This window comes from Gorillibacterium timonense, assembly GCF_001457415.1.
Classification (GTDB): Bacteria; Bacillota; Bacilli; order Paenibacillales; family NBRC-103111; genus Gorillibacterium; species Gorillibacterium timonense.
Map to the genome: position 1 here is coordinate 815,942 of NZ_LN881723.1, position 14,867 is coordinate 830,808.

12 protein-coding genes are annotated in these 14,867 nt (G+C 55.3%); 2 read left to right on the forward strand and 10 right to left on the reverse strand.

Annotation, left to right across the window (positions count from 1 at the left end; all coding sequences use genetic code 11):
- From BN2684_RS11370 to BN2684_RS11405, 8 genes are all read right to left on the reverse strand, one after another.
- Positions 1-1,554 carry an extracellular solute-binding protein gene (locus tag BN2684_RS11370; protein WP_058302263.1) on the reverse strand — a complete coding sequence of 518 codons (1,554 nt, stop codon included), beginning with the start codon at positions 1,552-1,554 and terminating at the stop codon, positions 1-3.
- Between the two features lie 264 nt (positions 1,555-1,818).
- Positions 1,819-2,691 (reverse strand): carbohydrate ABC transporter permease, encoded by an 873-nt coding sequence (locus BN2684_RS11375; RefSeq protein ID WP_058302264.1) that lies wholly within the window; start codon positions 2,689-2,691, stop codon positions 1,819-1,821.
- Between the two features lie 15 nt (positions 2,692-2,706).
- The gene (locus BN2684_RS11380; RefSeq protein WP_058302265.1) at positions 2,707-3,681 is read right to left on the reverse strand and encodes an ABC transporter permease; all 975 of its coding nucleotides are present in this window, start codon (positions 3,679-3,681) and stop codon (positions 2,707-2,709) included.
- 72 nt (positions 3,682-3,753) lie between these two features.
- Positions 3,754-5,697 (reverse strand): cache domain-containing sensor histidine kinase, encoded by a 1,944-nt coding sequence (locus BN2684_RS11385; protein ID WP_058302266.1) that lies wholly within the window; start codon positions 5,695-5,697, stop codon positions 3,754-3,756.
- 12 nt (positions 5,698-5,709) lie between these two features.
- A complete protein-coding gene (locus BN2684_RS11390) occupies positions 5,710-7,344 on the reverse strand; it encodes a response regulator (RefSeq protein ID WP_058302267.1) in 1,635 nt (544 codons plus the stop codon).
- Between the two features lie 188 nt (positions 7,345-7,532).
- On the reverse strand, positions 7,533-8,210 hold the full coding sequence (rdgB, locus tag BN2684_RS11395; protein ID WP_234340220.1) for an RdgB/HAM1 family non-canonical purine NTP pyrophosphatase: 678 nt from the start codon (positions 8,208-8,210) through the stop codon (positions 7,533-7,535).
- A 5-nt stretch (positions 8,211-8,215) separates the two neighbouring features.
- The gene (gene rph, locus BN2684_RS11400) at positions 8,216-8,953 is read right to left on the reverse strand and encodes a ribonuclease PH (protein ID WP_058302268.1); all 738 of its coding nucleotides are present in this window, start codon (positions 8,951-8,953) and stop codon (positions 8,216-8,218) included.
- A 303-nt stretch (positions 8,954-9,256) separates the two neighbouring features.
- The gene (locus BN2684_RS11405; protein ID WP_058302269.1) at positions 9,257-10,303 is read right to left on the reverse strand and encodes a GerMN domain-containing protein; all 1,047 of its coding nucleotides are present in this window, start codon (positions 10,301-10,303) and stop codon (positions 9,257-9,259) included.
- Between the two features lie 143 nt (positions 10,304-10,446).
- Here BN2684_RS11405 and BN2684_RS11410 point away from each other — a divergent pair, with 143 nt between their 5' ends.
- Positions 10,447-11,007, forward strand: coding sequence for a phosphatidylglycerophosphatase A family protein (locus BN2684_RS11410; RefSeq protein WP_058302270.1), 561 nt, complete (start codon positions 10,447-10,449; stop codon positions 11,005-11,007).
- 59 nt (positions 11,008-11,066) lie between these two features.
- Here BN2684_RS11410 and BN2684_RS11415 read toward each other — a convergent pair whose 3' ends face one another.
- The gene (locus tag BN2684_RS11415; protein WP_058302271.1) at positions 11,067-12,068 is read right to left on the reverse strand and encodes an MBL fold metallo-hydrolase; all 1,002 of its coding nucleotides are present in this window, start codon (positions 12,066-12,068) and stop codon (positions 11,067-11,069) included.
- Positions 12,069-12,809, reverse strand: a complete 741-nt coding sequence (locus tag BN2684_RS11420) for an SAM-dependent methyltransferase (protein ID WP_058302272.1) — start codon at positions 12,807-12,809, stop codon at positions 12,069-12,071.
- A 283-nt stretch (positions 12,810-13,092) separates the two neighbouring features.
- On the opposite strand from BN2684_RS11420, the gene BN2684_RS11425 reads away from it, so the two are divergent.
- Positions 13,093-14,853: an alpha-glycosidase gene (locus BN2684_RS11425; RefSeq protein WP_058302273.1), complete on the forward strand. Its 1,761-nt coding sequence runs from the start codon at positions 13,093-13,095 to the stop codon at positions 14,851-14,853.
- The last annotated feature ends 14 nt before the right edge of the window (positions 14,854-14,867 follow it).

Sequence of the window (14,867 nt, forward strand, 5' to 3'; positions counted from 1 at the left end):
TTATTTCTTTAAGGTCGTATACCAAGCGTTCATTTCGTCGTAGTTGTCCTGACCGCCTTCGGCGTTAAACTTCTTCACGAAATTCGGCAGACTTGAAACCGGCTCCTCGCCTACGAAGACCTTGACCAAATAATCGTTTAGCAATTGCCCAATCGCTGCGCTGTTCTTTGAGTTGATCGGCATGGAAGGAGCGAGTGCGACGGGATCGACCAGCCGAGCTTCGGCAGGAAGCACATTGTTCAAGTAGTTAAAGCCTTCGAACAACCTCATGTCTTTCTGCACCCGAGCTTGCCAGTAGGTCGGGTAGTTCTTCTCGTCGATGCCGGTCAAATAGTTGTTGGCTTGATTGCGCTCATCGGTAAACGTCGGGAGAATCGGGCTGTATACCCCATCCTTGTACGTATAATGCTTGCCTTCTTCGCCGATGGCGATCTCCTTGAACAAATTGTCCTCCAGCTTGGCGTTGATCCACTTGATCGTATCTTCCGGATTCTTCGAGGATTTCGGGATGAAGGAGATGCGGTCGAACCCTCCGCCCATGCCTAACCCGAGCTTGCCGTCCGGACCCTTCAGAGCTGGCAGGAAGGCGATTTTGGCGTCCGGGAAGTTCTTTTGCAGGGCGTCCGTCACCGTCGGAATATCCCACCATGCGAGAGGAGCAACACCGATTCGTCCACTCGTAAACTTCTCTTTCATGGTGGCATCCTTGTTGACAGCGAACTCCTTATCCAGCAAGCCATCCTTATACAGACTGGACATGTAGGTCAAGTATCCCTCAAACCCGGGATTCAGCGGCGGTTGAACCAGCTTGCCGTCCACATCCGTCCAGTAATTGGCCAGATTGAAGGCGCCCATCAGGTCCGCCACCATCGGGCTCTCGCCGGTAATGGTAAAGGGGTAGCCCTTGTCTCCGTTGCCACCGGGATCCTTCTCTTTAAACGCTTTCAAAACGGCGGTGAACTCGTCGATCGTGGTGGGAGCGGACAAGCCGACCTTTTCCAACCAGTCGGTGCGGATCATCAGCCCATAGCTGGCGAATGCCGAGGAGCGATTGCCGATTCCGTAGATTTTGCCGTCAATTTTCAGAGCATCCAACGATTCCTGCGACATCTTGGCTTTGATGTTCGGCCCATATTGGTCGATGAGCGGCCCAAGATCCACAAGCGCGCCTTTCTTGGCATAATCGCCATAGAGAGAGCGGTCACCAGCGATGGTTACGAGGTCATAAGGTTCGCCCGAGGATATCAGAAGATTGAGCTTGTCATTCACCTTGTCTTGGGGCAGCATGTCGTATTTGACTTTATACCCGGTTTTCTCTTCGATCAGCTTCGCGACCGGGTACGTATTATAATCGTCGTTCATCCAAATGTTGAGGACGTGAAGCTGCGGTTTCGCTTCGCTTCCAGATGCCGTTGCAGATGAGGTAGCCGTTCCCGTTGATGCCGACGGATCTGCGGATGAACCTTTTTCCTTGGACGATCCGCATGCGCTTACGGATACGGCCAAGCCCAAACACAAGAGCGAGGTCAGCCACTTCTTGTTTGCGATTGCCATTCTTTTTACCCCTCCCATATCATTCCATAGGTATCGTTACCATTGTAAAATCTTTTTGCCAAATCGCTTATCTATGAAACGCCCCGCGGAAGCGATTTCATCATTTGGATGAACAAGCAGACTTTTAAGGAACTTCTGATGCGCCGAAGATAAACCATAGACGAGCCTTGAATGGATCTTGGATGGATCTTAGACAAGCATTGGATGGATCTTAATCGAACCTTCGGTAAACCTTAGGCGAAGCTTTGGCGGTCTCATAAGCGTTCAGCCTTTAACCGAACCGATCAATACGCCTTTGATAAAGTACTTTTGCAAGAAAGGATACACGACCAGAATCGGTACGGTGGAGGCGATGACAGTAGCGGAGCGGATGCCTTCCGGCGACATGTTCATCATATCTTCTACGCTCTTGTTGAGCGCCGTCGAAGTATTGGCTTCCATGACCACGCTCTGCAGATAAAGCTGAAGGGTCTGCTTGGCGGTGTCGTTGATGTAGATCATCGGGCCAAAATAATCGTTCCAATAGCCGACCGCATAGAACAGGGCGATGGTCGCGATCACCGGCATGGAGAGCGGAAGAATGATGCGGAACAGGATGGTATAGGTCTTCGCGCCGTCGATCCGGGCGGATTCCTCCAACGCTTCGGGCAAGCTCTCGTAATAGCTCTTGATGACGAGAAGATTGAAGACGCCGATGAGGCCGGGCAGGATGAGCACCCACAGGTTATTGATCAGATGCAGCTCGCGCATCAGCAGGTAATTCGGAATCAGACCGCCGCTGAACAGCATGGTGAAAACGAACAGCACCATCACGAAGGAGATTCCGGGCAGGAACCGTTTGGACAGCGGATAAGCGGTCACCGCGGTAAAAAGAATCGAGAGAATCGTGCCGACGAAGGTGATGCCCACCGACAGGAGGAAGGCATGGCTGAAGGTGGTCGAGGTGACGACCTCCCGCAGCGTATCTAATTGAAAGCCCACCGGAAAAATCCCGACTTTGCCGGATATGATCGCCCATTCCTCGCTCACCGCTTTTGAGAAGACGTTCAGAATCGGCAACAGCATCATCAAGCTCATGACCAAGAGGAAGATATAAGCAAATGAATCCAGCAGCCAATCTCCAGCCGTACGTTTCATGATGTCGATCCCTCCCTACCAGATGCTGCGGTTCAGCAGCTTGCGGCTTATGAAATTCCCCGAGATGACGAGGATGAATCCGACCACCGAATTGAACAGGCCGACGGCGGTGCTGAAGCTGTAATCCATCTTGCCGAGCCCGATTCGGTAGACGTACGTTCCGATGACATCGCCTGTCTTATAGACGACCGGGTTGTACATGGTGAGAATCTGCTCGGTTCCTGCATCCAGAACGGAGCCGAGTCGCAGGATGAACATCAGGGCGATGGTAGGCAGAATACCCGGCAGCGTGATATGGAACATCCGGCGGATTCTTCCCGCTCCGTCGATGGCCGCAGCCTCGTACTGCTCCTGCTCGATGCCGGCGATGGCGGCGATGAACACGATCGCGTTCCAGCCTACCTCTTTCCAGCCGGCTGTGAAGACGACCAGGCTGCGGAAATAATCATTACTCATGAAGAAGTTGATCGACTTACCGCCGAGACCTTCGATCAAGTGGTTGACGAGTCCGCCGGAGGGAGACAAGATCGTGACGAACAAGCCGGATATGATGACCCACGAGAGAAAGTGAGGGAGATAGATGATCGTCTGTATCGTCCTCTTGAAGATCATCATTCGGACCTCGTTCAGGATGAGGGCGATGAAGATCGGGATCGGGAAGAGAATGACGATTTTGTAGACGCTGATCAAGAGCGTATTGGTGAAAACAGCAGCAAATTCCTCCGAGTGCAGCAGCCTCTGAAAATGCTGAAGTCCCACCCAGTCGCTACCGCGCACTCCGTCGAAAATATTGAAATCCTGAAAGGCGATCACAATGCCGTACATCGGAGCATATTTGAACAGGAGCAGGAAGACGAGTCCGGGGATCAATAACAGGTAGTAGTCGCGATTTCGCCAAGCAAATCTCCACCTGCTCTCTCGCTTGCCCGCGCGTTTGCGGCCTAGCTCTCTGACACCGCTTTCTGTTATGGGTTGCACTTCCGCATTCATCGGGTCACACCTCCGCTTGCTTATGGCCTCATTATACGAAAGCCGTCTAAGCGCCTGTAGAGGGTAAACCTACTATTTCTGGTCTCTGGCTACTGCTTCTTCATTGAAGAAAGAGATCGCTTTCATTCGAACCGAAACCGTCGTTCCTGCACCCGGACCGGTCTCGATGGACAAGCCGTATCCTTCGCCGCAGAAGAAGCGAATCCGCTCGTTCACATTGAACAGGCCATATGAGATTCCCGTGCCGTCCGCGCGCTTTTCGGGACGCGGCTCCATCAGGAGCCTGCGGGCGAATTCCGGCTCCATCCCCATTCCGTCGTCCGAGACGGCGAGCCGGATCTCCTCCTCTTCAAGCCAGGCTCGGATTCGAATCGCTCCTTGCCTCTCGGATGATTTACGGATGCCGTGCAGAAGTGCGTTCTCGACCAGAGGTTGAAGTGTCAGCTTCGGAATGCGATAACCTTCAAGACCCGCCCCCTCTTCAATCTCATAGGTAAAGGTAGACGGAAACCGATTCTGTTGGATATCCAAATAGACCTGCGCGAGTTCAAGCTCGTCTGCAATGCTGACGGTATCCTGTCCCTTGTTCAGACTGAGCCGGAAATAGCGGGCGAGCGCTTCGATCATCTGGCTCGTATCCTCCGCGTCGTGAGCGATCGCCGACCAATTGATCATATCGAGCGCATTGTAGAGGAAATGCGGATTGATCTGGGCTTGAAGCGCCTTCAGCTGCGCCTCCCGTTCGTGGACCTTGGCCTTATAGGATTCTTCCATCAGCCCGTTGACGCGCCGGACCAATCGGTCTACGCTCCGCTCCAACAGACGGAAATCTCCGGGAGGCAGGCTGCGCCGCTCTTCTAGCCACTCTACCCCTTCCAGTCGAATGGTGCCGATGATCGTCTGCACTCGCTTCTTCATCCCCTGAACGGTGAACATGAGCAGGAGAAAAGCGAGCAGCAAGTATAAGACCGTCATGCCGATGATCGTAACGATCCCCATCGCCTGCCCTTGCGAGGCCGATCGGTGGGACAGCTCCGCCTTTGTGACCGGAGCGACAAGCTTCCAGTTCGTCGTTCCCACCGTGGAGAAGATCAGATACCCGCGGTTCTCGTCTTGTCCGAACGGAACGATGCCTTCCTGCATGCCCCGGATGGTCTGGAGGGCATCGGCCGGCAGCTCATCTACGGTTTGCTTGGTCTGTTCGGCATTTCCCGCTTCCCCAACTGCACCGGATTCAGCAGGCTTCGCGGATTGTTTCTCCGACCGATTCTCTTCCAAGGAGGATGACCGGTAGACGACACGGTTATCCGCATCCAGCAGGAAGGGAGAATAGCGAGCAGAGAAACGCATCTCGTCCAGAATGGAGCCGAGCACCGATTCCGGAACATCGACGGAGAGCACCCCGACCTGTTCGTCAAACTGCTGCGGATTGCGCAGGAGGCGAACAGCGGAGAAGACGCTCTGTTCCCCGCTATCGGTATAAGCCTGGCGGTAGACCCCCGTCCATACGATCGTTCCATTTGCTTCCTTCACGGCTGGATACCACTTGTAGCTGTCGAGCGTATCGAACGGAAACACGTTGATATTATCCCGCGCATAGAGCCGCGAGGGGTCGACGAAGAACCTCAGCCGGTAAATATCCGTGTTCGCTTTGGCCGTATCGGCGAGATTGCGCAGGTTCTCCAATTGATCGAGCTGGGCTACGATCTGGTCCTGCTTCATCAGATTCTTATAGAGAGTTTGGTTCATGAACACGGAGTTCGAGGTATCCCGGATGTGCTCCAGCTTGTAGGTAAGATTGAGAGAGGCCTGCTTGAGGGTCTGCTGCATCGATTGGGTGACCTCCTCCTCGAGAATGTCCGAGGAACGCTGATAGAAGGAGAAGAGAATGACGGAAGAGGGCAAGAAGATCAGCAGCAGATAAGCGATAATCCACTTTTTTGCGGCGAAAAGCCCTTGGGCCAGCTCCTTTAAAAAGGTCTTCAGACGGTGGAGTGTATGCGACAAGGTAAACATCCCTTCATCCTCCTAGATTTGGCGGTCCCGATAAGCGCTTGGCGTGAGTCCGGTCATCTTCTTGAATACCTTGCTGAAATGGCTCGGGTCCGAATAGCCCACCGCTTCGCATATCTCATAAAACTTGATCTGCGGATCCTTCAGCAGTTCTTTCGCCTGCTCGACCCTCACCTTCGTCAAGTATTCGAAGAGGGTCTCCCCTGTCTCCTGCTTGAACAGCAGGCTGACGTAAGTCGGGCTCAGATAGACCCCCGCCGCAATGTCGGCCGCGGTGAGATTTTCCTTGAATCGTTCGTCGATCAAGCGCTCGATCCGTTCGATCACGCTTCCGGTTCTTCCCCGCCGTTTCAACTGAACGGCCGAGCACAAATCCAGAAGATAAGCTTCAATCAAGGCTTTTAATTCCTGAAGCGTCTCCAGCTTCAGCGCCCGTTCCCATACCTGCAGCTCTTTGTTTTCCCATTCGGATGATAGCAGGTTCCCTTCAAGGAGTACCCGGCTCGACAGCAGCACCAGGTGAATGCCGACATTCCGTTCATAGGAAAAGCCCGGGGAGCGGTTATGAGCCAAGCGACTGAAGATATCGTCCAAGAGGGTTTGCAGCCCTTCGGAATCGCCGGCCTTGAGCAAGGAGAGCACATCTTCCTCTGAATGCGCTCCCAAACGATACCGACCGCTATCGGACACCTCCATGCTGTCGACCGTTAGAATGCGATTCTTCCCGAGGTACCATTTCTGATTGGCAGCCTCGCGTGCCTGCTTGTAGGACTGTGGCAGATCGACCAGCCGATTCGTTTCCTCACCGACTCCAATGGTGACGCTCAGCTTCAGCCATCGTCCGAGATTCTCCCGAATCGCCTCCGCCAAACTAAACAGCCTGTTTTCGGTCGAAGGAGAGTCCTCTGCGGTCTCGTCCTCTTCCTTGATCGTCAAGATGGCCGTATATTCGCCGAGCGTCTTCTCAAAGGCGATTCCTCCCGTTTCCTGATGAATCAGCTCCTGAATGATGTTCAGAACCGCATAAGAGAGCAGCTGTTTGTCCCGCTCCGAGCGGGTTTCCATCGTATCCGCGAGATCGTCCAGCAGCACAACCAGAACGAGATAGCGTTCCGCTTGCAGAAAGGACAGCTCCAGGAAGGACAGCTTTTCCTCCGGATGAGCCATGTGGATGCCGTCGCTGATCGCCGACAGCAGAAACTTCTCGCGCAGAAGAGGCATGCTCTGGGTCAGCTTTACCTGCATAACGTTAACCAGCTCCCGCTCCCGGAATTCGGCGTCGAGCTCAGCCACGACCTTGCCCAACACCTCCGATAGCTCCTTGCGGCTGATCGGCTTGAAGATATAATCGACAGCCTGTACCTGCAAAGCCGATTTCAAATAATCGGTATCGTTGTGCCCGCTGATGAAGACAATCTTGGCAGCGGGCAATAAGCTCCTCAGCCGAATCGCCATCTCCGTTCCATCCAGCTTCGGCATCTTCACATCGGTCAGGACGATGTCCGGCTTGCGCTCCAGAATGAGTGCAAGGCCCGAATCCCCGTCATCAGCCGTTCCGATCAGCTCAATGCCGAGCGTCGGCCAATCCACGTAACGGGTGAGACCGTTTATTACCGACGGCTCGTCATCGATGATCACTAGAGTCTTCATGGATGATGAATCTCCCTTCCATTGCGGGTTGCATATGTGCGGGCACAGAGGCAGGAAACGTCAAAAAAGTCTTGAACCTCCTATCTCTCCGTTCAATTCCATTATGGAACGAGCGGATGAAGGCGTCCAAGACTTTTTTTAGATGACCTGCTCATGGGCATCCATGATGTATGGCATGGGCAGGGGGATTAGTTCTCTTTCAATTGCCCGATCAGCTTTGCAAGGGCGTTCGCCCGGTGGCTGACGCGGTTCTTCTCGGCCATCGTCATCTCGGCCAGCGTCTTGCCGAACTCCGGCATGTAGAAGAGCGGATCATAGCCGAAGCCGCCTTCGCCGCGCCGCTCGGCGAGGATGTATCCCGAGCAGGTTCCTTCGGCGTGAATCCAGGTGCCGTTCGCCGGATCGTAGAGAACGAGCACCGAGACAAACCGCGCTTGGCTGTAGACGGAGACGGACGTATGGGGAGTATTCTCGACATCCAGTGGCGTCGCGTCAGCCCTCTTCGCCAATTCGCGGAGCAGCTTATCGTTATTCGCCCCATCGTCACACGGCTCGCCCGCATACCGCGCGGAATAGACGCCAGGCTCTCCGTCCAGCGCATCGACCTCTAGGCCTGAGTCATCCGCCAATACGGAAATGCGCAATCGTTCCGCGATTTCTCGAGCCTTCTTCAACGCGTTGCCAAGGAAGGTATCTTGATCCTCCACCACATCCGGCAGCTCTTCATAGTCGAGGAGGCTTCGGACTGTATAGCCCAATTCGCCGAATAGGGCGGTGAATTCGCCTACCTTGCCTTTGTTGCGCGTGGCGACGAGGATGATCTTCTGCGGATGATCTCCACCTGCTACTTTCGGATGCTCCAACACGCGAATCAACCTCCGATCAGATCCGCCAGAGCTCCCAGCGCCTTCTTCTGTTCTTCAATCACCGACAGAATTCCATGCTCGGCGAGCTTCAGCAGCTCTTCCAGCTCCTGTCGGCTGAATGGCGACTCCTCGCCGGTTCCCTGAACTTCGACGAATTTGCCGCTGCCGGTCATGACGACGTTCATATCGACCTTGGCCTTGGAATCCTCCTCGTAGTTCAAATCAAGCAGCGGGGTTTCGCTGACGATGCCCACGCTGATGGATGCGAGGAAATCCGTCACTGGGAACTTGGCGAACGGCTTCACCTCGTGCAATTTATGAATGGCCTGGACCATCGCGACGAACGCTCCCGTGATCGAGGTCGTCCGCGTACCGCCATCGGCTTGAATGACATCGCAATCAAGTGTCAGTGTCCGCTCGCCGAGTTTCTCCAAATCGACGACCGAGCGAAGCGCGCGGCCGATCAGCCGTTGAATTTCCATTGTGCGGCCGCCCAGCTTGCCTTTGGCCGCTTCCCGCTGGTTGCGGGTCTGAGTGGCGCGGGGCAGCATCGAATATTCCGCTGTCACCCAGCCCTTGCCCTGTCCCTTCATAAAGGGGGGCACCCGCTCTTCGACCGTTGCGGTGCAGATGACCTTCGTGTCTCCGACTTCAATCAGTACCGAGCCTTCTGCATGTTTGTTGAAGTTCGGCGTAAGGCTCACCGGCCGGACTTGATTCTGCTCTCTTCCGTCATGTCTCATGCTTAATCCTCCATCTTTCCTGGCACGTCGTAAGGAGACGCGCCGCGCTTCATTCGCTATTTTACCAAAGCAAGGGAGGAAAAGCATCCCCGGATGGGAATCCGCCTCTCCTCCCGATCGAAAGCCCGTTCCCGACAGGCTGTACCAACTAGTTTACAGCCAAGGCCGCCAATTATTCAGCAGTACTCAACAACTCTTAACCGAAGGGATCTGCATCCGGCTCCCCTGCTGATCAATTCCGTTTCGTATCCACACGATCAAGGTGTAAGACTAACGCTTTGTCAGCGCCCTCGCTCTTCAAGCTCAGCTCTTGTAGGGATTAATCGTCTCCGGCCGTTCGACCGGTTCCGTATACGCCTTGTTATCTGCTGCGCTCACCGCCGGCTTCCCGTTTACGGACAGCTGAACCTGCTTGGCCTTCGTGTTCTCCGTGAGCGAAAGCACGACCGCCTCCACCGCCTCCGGCGACGCCTTCTGATCCTTGTCAAGGAAGGCGCTCCCGAGGTCAGCGCTGATGACAGACCGGTCATCGGCCTCATTCACGCCAAGAACCTTCGTATCCGCGGATAGTGCGGTCATGAGTCCGGTTGCAACATCCGGCCCCTTAACCAACTCCTCCAGCGTCGCTTTGGCGATATCGTTCGTTCGGTTTGTGAGCCTCGTCACCGGAACATAATAGCCGAATTGGTCCTCTGTCCGGTTGGTAAAATACAGCACCACCGCCGAGGATCTCCCCGGGTTCACACCTGGCGCGATTTCCAGGTTGATACCCATACTGCGGTCAAGAGGCTGGTCGAGCGGAGTAGCCTGCTCGGGCATCTCCGGCATGGGTTGGCCTTCCACCAGCAGCTTGACCTTCTCGATGCCGGGAAAGCCGGTCAACGTCCAGGTTAACGCCTCCAGGATTCTGCGTTCATCGACGGCGTTGTAATGGGTGAATTCCGCCGACAGGTTGACCGTCGCTGTACTCTTTTTGTCCACGGACAAGCCGAGCACCTTCGTTCCCTTCGGAAGGAGGGAGGTAAATCCCTTCGGGAGTAGAGCCGTTCCCGGCCCGCCATCGATCAGGTATTGAACCGCAGTGAGCGGACGATTGCCCGTGTCCGGAAGCGGTACGCTGACCGGAATGACGAAGCCTCCGGAATCCTTCACATACAGCTCGGCGGCCGTTCCGGCAGCGAGGGCTTGTCCCCCTGACGTGGCATTCTCCGTTTGGTTCATCATGACGGCCGCCTCATTCGGAGGCGGATCGATGGCTTGGGACTCATCGGTGCGGAACGAGCAGCCGCTTGCGGCCAAGCTGAGCGCGAATGCGGCGGAGAGGATGCAGACGGGTTTGCCGAATTTCATCGGATAATTCCTCCTTGGATCCATGATATCGTGCTTGTTTCCCTTCTATGTATACGAGCCCCGGCGCATTTTATAACCGGATTTGGCTCACAATGTAAGGGGGATTGCACGCACGAAGAACGTCCGCACAAGGAGGAATCGGAATGGCGGTCAAATACAATCTGGACAGTGCGAAGGTGGAGAAAGCGGCGAGAGAATGGCTTTCGGAACGGGGGGTCAAGCTGGAACAGATCGCAAAGCTCGTGCTGGACGCACAGAGGGAATACTACCCGCAGCTCACGGAGGAGGAATGCTTGGCTGCCGTGAATAGAGTCCTCTCCAAGCGCGAGGTGCAGAACGCCGTTCTTCTCGGCATTCAGCTGGATCGGCTTGCCGAAGCGGGAACGCTCGAATCGCCGCTTCAGGAGCTCATCGAGAACGACGAGAAGCTGTTCGGCTGCGACGAGGTGCTGGCCTTGTCCATCGTCAACGTATATGGCAGCATCGGGTTTACCAATTACGGTTACCTGGATAAGCTGAAGCCGGGTATTCTCGCCAAGCTGAACGACAAGACGGATAACGAATGCCACACCTTCCTCGACGATCTCGTCGGCGCCATCGCCGCATCGGCCTGCAGCTACATCGCTCACCGGCAGCAGGCGAAGGCGGAACAAGAGCGCAGCGGAGATGCAGCTGTCCCCACTCTCACGGCTTCTACGGATTGACCGGACAAGAAGACCGTTCCGGATTCCACCGTGTGACACGCTAATAGGCAAAAGCCCGGTTAAGTCCGGGCTTTTGCCGCATGGTAAATCAGCTTTCCTGCTCGCTCTTCCTTTCGGACGTTCCCTTGAGCTTCCAGGTAGTTCAAGTGAGCGATCGTCTCCGAAAGGGCAAACCGGAGCGTATGGATCGTCAGTTCGCGGCCGAAGTAAGCTTCGCTCAGCTCATAAGCTGTTTTCGGTTCATCCATCATCGCAGTCATCTTCCGAAGTCGCTCTTCATGATGGAGGATCAATTCGCCTGCCCGCTCCGCCAAATTCGCAAACGGATCGCGATGGCCCGGGTAGACGAGCCGCACTGGCCGCTCGGCAATATCCTGCAGCGCCTTCAAGTAGGAGTCCAGCGGATTCGCGTCCTCACCGGGGATATAGCTGATATTAGGCGATATACGCGGCAGCACATGATCTCCTGCGAACAGCAATTGTTCCTCCACCTGATAGAAACACAGATGCCCGAATGCATGACCGGGAGTATGGATCGCCTCCCACTCCCAGCCGCCCATGCGGATCATCTCCCCCGCGCCAAGCTCCGTAATCGTCGGCTGCGGGGAAACCTGCGGGATGAAGCTATCCAGGTGATCCCGAAGCTCCGGGAGCTTCGCCTTCGCAAGCCCGTGCCTCTCGAAGAGTCGAAGCGTCTCTTCCGTCAGCGGAGCATCGCCTCTCCAGAGCCGCTCGGTCTGCCTTCGCCCTTCCGGCGATAAGAAGACCGGCGCGCCGCTCTTCTCTTGAAACCACCCGGCCAGCCCGTAATGATCCGGGTGATGATGGGTCAGCACCACCTGCGAGAGACGATCCACAGCTAAGCCCAGCTCACTCAAGATTTGATCCCATAAGCTGCGCGCTTCCGGAGTGTTTAAACCGGGATCGATCAACGACCAGCCGGTCCCGGCCGCATCCGGCAGCACATAGCTGTTGACCCAGCGCAGCGGAAACGGCAGCGGGATGCGGACGCGGATAATCGATTCGTCGCCGGGGCGATCATAGAGGGCTCTCCCCGCCATCTACTTGTCCTCCCGCGTTCCGACCAGAATCAGCCGCTTGGAGTCCTCTTCGGAGTAAGCTCCGCTCTCATAATCGCCGTGGACTTGATCGAGGATGAGACCCGTTCCGGCCAGCAGCCGCTCAAAGTCATCCTTTCCATAGAGCCTCACCCGTTCCAGATAGTTCCGCTCCGGTTTCCCCGGTTCGGACAAGACGATCCGCTTGAAGACGAATCCGCTCTCGATCGAGCGGCTTTCCCGGATGGTGACCGCTCCGTCCTGCCGCTCCGAGTAGGGAACCAGATTCCGTTCTACATATCGCGCGTTCATGAAGTCGAGCAGAAATCGACCTCCTGGACGCAAGAGGCGTCCGATTTCTCGCAGAACGGCTCCGTTCTCCGCATCGGTCTCAAAGTAACCGAATGAAGTGAACAGGTTCACCACCGCATCGAACGGGCCTTCCAGTGGAACCGCGCGCATGTCGCCCTTTACCCATTCAACCTGATGACGGACATCCAAACGCCGCGCTTCCTCAAGCAGCACGTCCGACAGATCCATCCCGGTTACCCGGTAGCCTTCCTCGGCTAAGGCAAGCGAATGCCTGCCCATGCCGCAGCACAGATCGAATACATGAGACCCAGGGTCTAAATGCAGCCAGCCCGTCATCCGGCTCGCCTCTGCTTGAGCGCCCATCATATCACGATGCTTATAAACGAGCAGGTAATCCTGTCCAAAGCTTTTCTCATACCATGCTTCCGCCATCATCCATTTCTCCTCTTCGTCCACCTGATTCTTTTTCCTATTGTACGTTTGTCGCTGTTTCTGTGCAATCCGACCGCTGATTCTGAACTTGTCCAATGCGGGTATAGGTACTTAAGAGACAGCCCAATCTGCGAGCGAAGTCCTTCCTACATACGCCGCGTGTCCGATTCCGAAATTGCACTTATCCGCATGATTCGGGCTGATTCGTACTTGCACGACACGATGATCAAGGCCGCCAACTCACCCATCCGCTCAGCATACCTGTTCGAGGAGATGACCCATTATGCACTTAGAGGCTTTTTATCACGGCACCAAAAACAACTGGGCTTACGCCTACGATAGCCGCACCATTCACCTGCGATTCCGAACGAAACGGAATGATGTGGAGCAGGTCTATGCCATCACCGGCGACAAATACGCATGGGGCCGAACGGTGAAGACGGAGCCCCTGCAAAAAACAGCCTCGGATGCCCTGTTCGATTATTGGGAAGGTCGATTCCGTCCCCTGTTCAAACGGATGAACTATGGCTTCAAAATCACCGCCGGAAACGAAACCGTCTGGATGATCGAGAACGGCATCACCCACAATGAGCCGACTCCGCCGGGGGGGTATTTCGAATACTCCTACATCCACGAGGTGGATGTCTTTACTCCGCCGGAATGGGCCAAGGATGCGATCTTCTATCAAATCTTCCCCGACCGCTTCTGCAATGGAGACCCGTCGAACGATCCCAAGGAAGTGCAGCCATGGGGAACGGCACCCGATTACGGCAACCGCATGGGCGGAGACCTGCAGGGTGTCCTGAACAAGCTCGACTACTTGCTCGACCTCGGCGTCAACGCCATCTATTTCACTCCGCTCTTCGAAGCGCCATCCAACCATAAATATGACACGGTGGATTATAAGAACGTCGATCCGCATTTTGGTACTAATGAGCTGCTCAAAAAGCTGGTGGAAGAATGCCACAAACGGGGAATCCGCGTCGTTCTGGATGCCGTGTTCAATCACTGCGGCGAAAACTTCTTCGCCTTCAAGGATGTCCGGGAGAAGGGCAAGGACTCCAAATTCGCGGACTGGTTCTACGTACGGGAATTTCCCATCGCGGTCAAGGAGGGCATTCCCAGTTATGATACCTTCGGCTTTTATGGCAATATGCCTAAATTCAACACGGCGAATCGCGAGGTGAAGGAATACCTGCTCGATGTCGCTCGTTTTTGGATCGAGGAGATCAAGCTGGACGGCTGGCGGCTCGATGTCGCCAACGAAATCGATCACCATTTCTGGCGCTCGTTCCGCCGAGTGGTGAAGGAGGCCAATCCGGAAGCCTATATCATCGGAGAAGTCTGGAATGATTCCATCAACTGGCTGCTCGGCGATCAATTCGATTCGGTCATGAACTACCCGTTCTCCAACCGGGTGCTGGAGTTCTTTGTCTCCGGCCAGGTCGACGGCTTCACGTTTGCGAACAACATGGGCTGTCTTCTGATGCGCTACCCGCAGCAAGCCAATGAAGTCATCTTCAATCTCCTGTGCAGCCATGATACGCCGAGGGCGCTTACGATCTGCAACGAGGACAAGCGCAAGCTGAAGCTGGCTATCGTATTCCTGATGACGTACATCGGCACGCCCTGCATTTTCTATGGAGATGAAGTCGGCCTGAAGGGCGGCGCGGACCCCGCCTGCCGCGTCTGTATGGAATGGGACCCGAAGAAGCAGGACAACGAGCTGTACGACTTCTACAAGCTGTTGATCAACCTCCGCAAGGGGAACAAGGTGCTGCGCGACGGACGCTTCCGCTTTCTGAAGGCGGACATGAACGACATGCGGATCGTATATGAGCGGATCGACGAGGAGAGCCATTTTCTGATCTGGATGAACAACACGATCGGGCCGACCACCCTCGACCATCCCATTGAGACCAACGATTGGGTGGACGCCCTCTCCGGCGAGAAGGTTACCACCTATCAAGGCAAGCTTTCCATTCCGCTCGACCCGCTTGGATACCGCATCCTCCGCCGCAGCCTGGCCAAGAACAAGAAATGACCTTACCCTTTCCT

Bases quoted from the DNA above. Each gene is read 5' to 3' on its own strand.
- BN2684_RS11425 (WP_058302273.1), top strand. From the start codon at position 13,093: ATGCACTTAGAGGCTTTTTATCACGGCACCAAAAACAACTGGGCTTAC.
- BN2684_RS11410 (WP_058302270.1), top strand. From the start codon at position 10,447: ATGGCGGTCAAATACAATCTGGACAGTGCGAAGGTGGAGAAAGCGGCG.
- BN2684_RS11385 (WP_058302266.1), bottom strand. From the start codon at position 5,697: ATGTTTACCTTGTCGCATACACTCCACCGTCTGAAGACCTTTTTAAAG.
- BN2684_RS11370 (WP_058302263.1), bottom strand. From the start codon at position 1,554: ATGGCAATCGCAAACAAGAAGTGGCTGACCTCGCTCTTGTGTTTGGGC.
- BN2684_RS11405 (WP_058302269.1), bottom strand. From the start codon at position 10,303: ATGAAATTCGGCAAACCCGTCTGCATCCTCTCCGCCGCATTCGCGCTC.
- BN2684_RS11375 (WP_058302264.1), bottom strand. From the start codon at position 2,691: ATGAAACGTACGGCTGGAGATTGGCTGCTGGATTCATTTGCTTATATC.
- BN2684_RS11380 (WP_058302265.1), bottom strand. From the start codon at position 3,681: ATGAATGCGGAAGTGCAACCCATAACAGAAAGCGGTGTCAGAGAGCTA.
- rph (WP_058302268.1), bottom strand. From the start codon at position 8,953: ATGAGACATGACGGAAGAGAGCAGAATCAAGTCCGGCCGGTGAGCCTT.
- BN2684_RS11390 (WP_058302267.1), bottom strand. From the start codon at position 7,344: ATGAAGACTCTAGTGATCATCGATGACGAGCCGTCGGTAATAAACGGT.
- BN2684_RS11415 (WP_058302271.1), bottom strand. From the start codon at position 12,068: ATGGCGGGGAGAGCCCTCTATGATCGCCCCGGCGACGAATCGATTATC.
- BN2684_RS11420 (WP_058302272.1), bottom strand. From the start codon at position 12,809: ATGGCGGAAGCATGGTATGAGAAAAGCTTTGGACAGGATTACCTGCTC.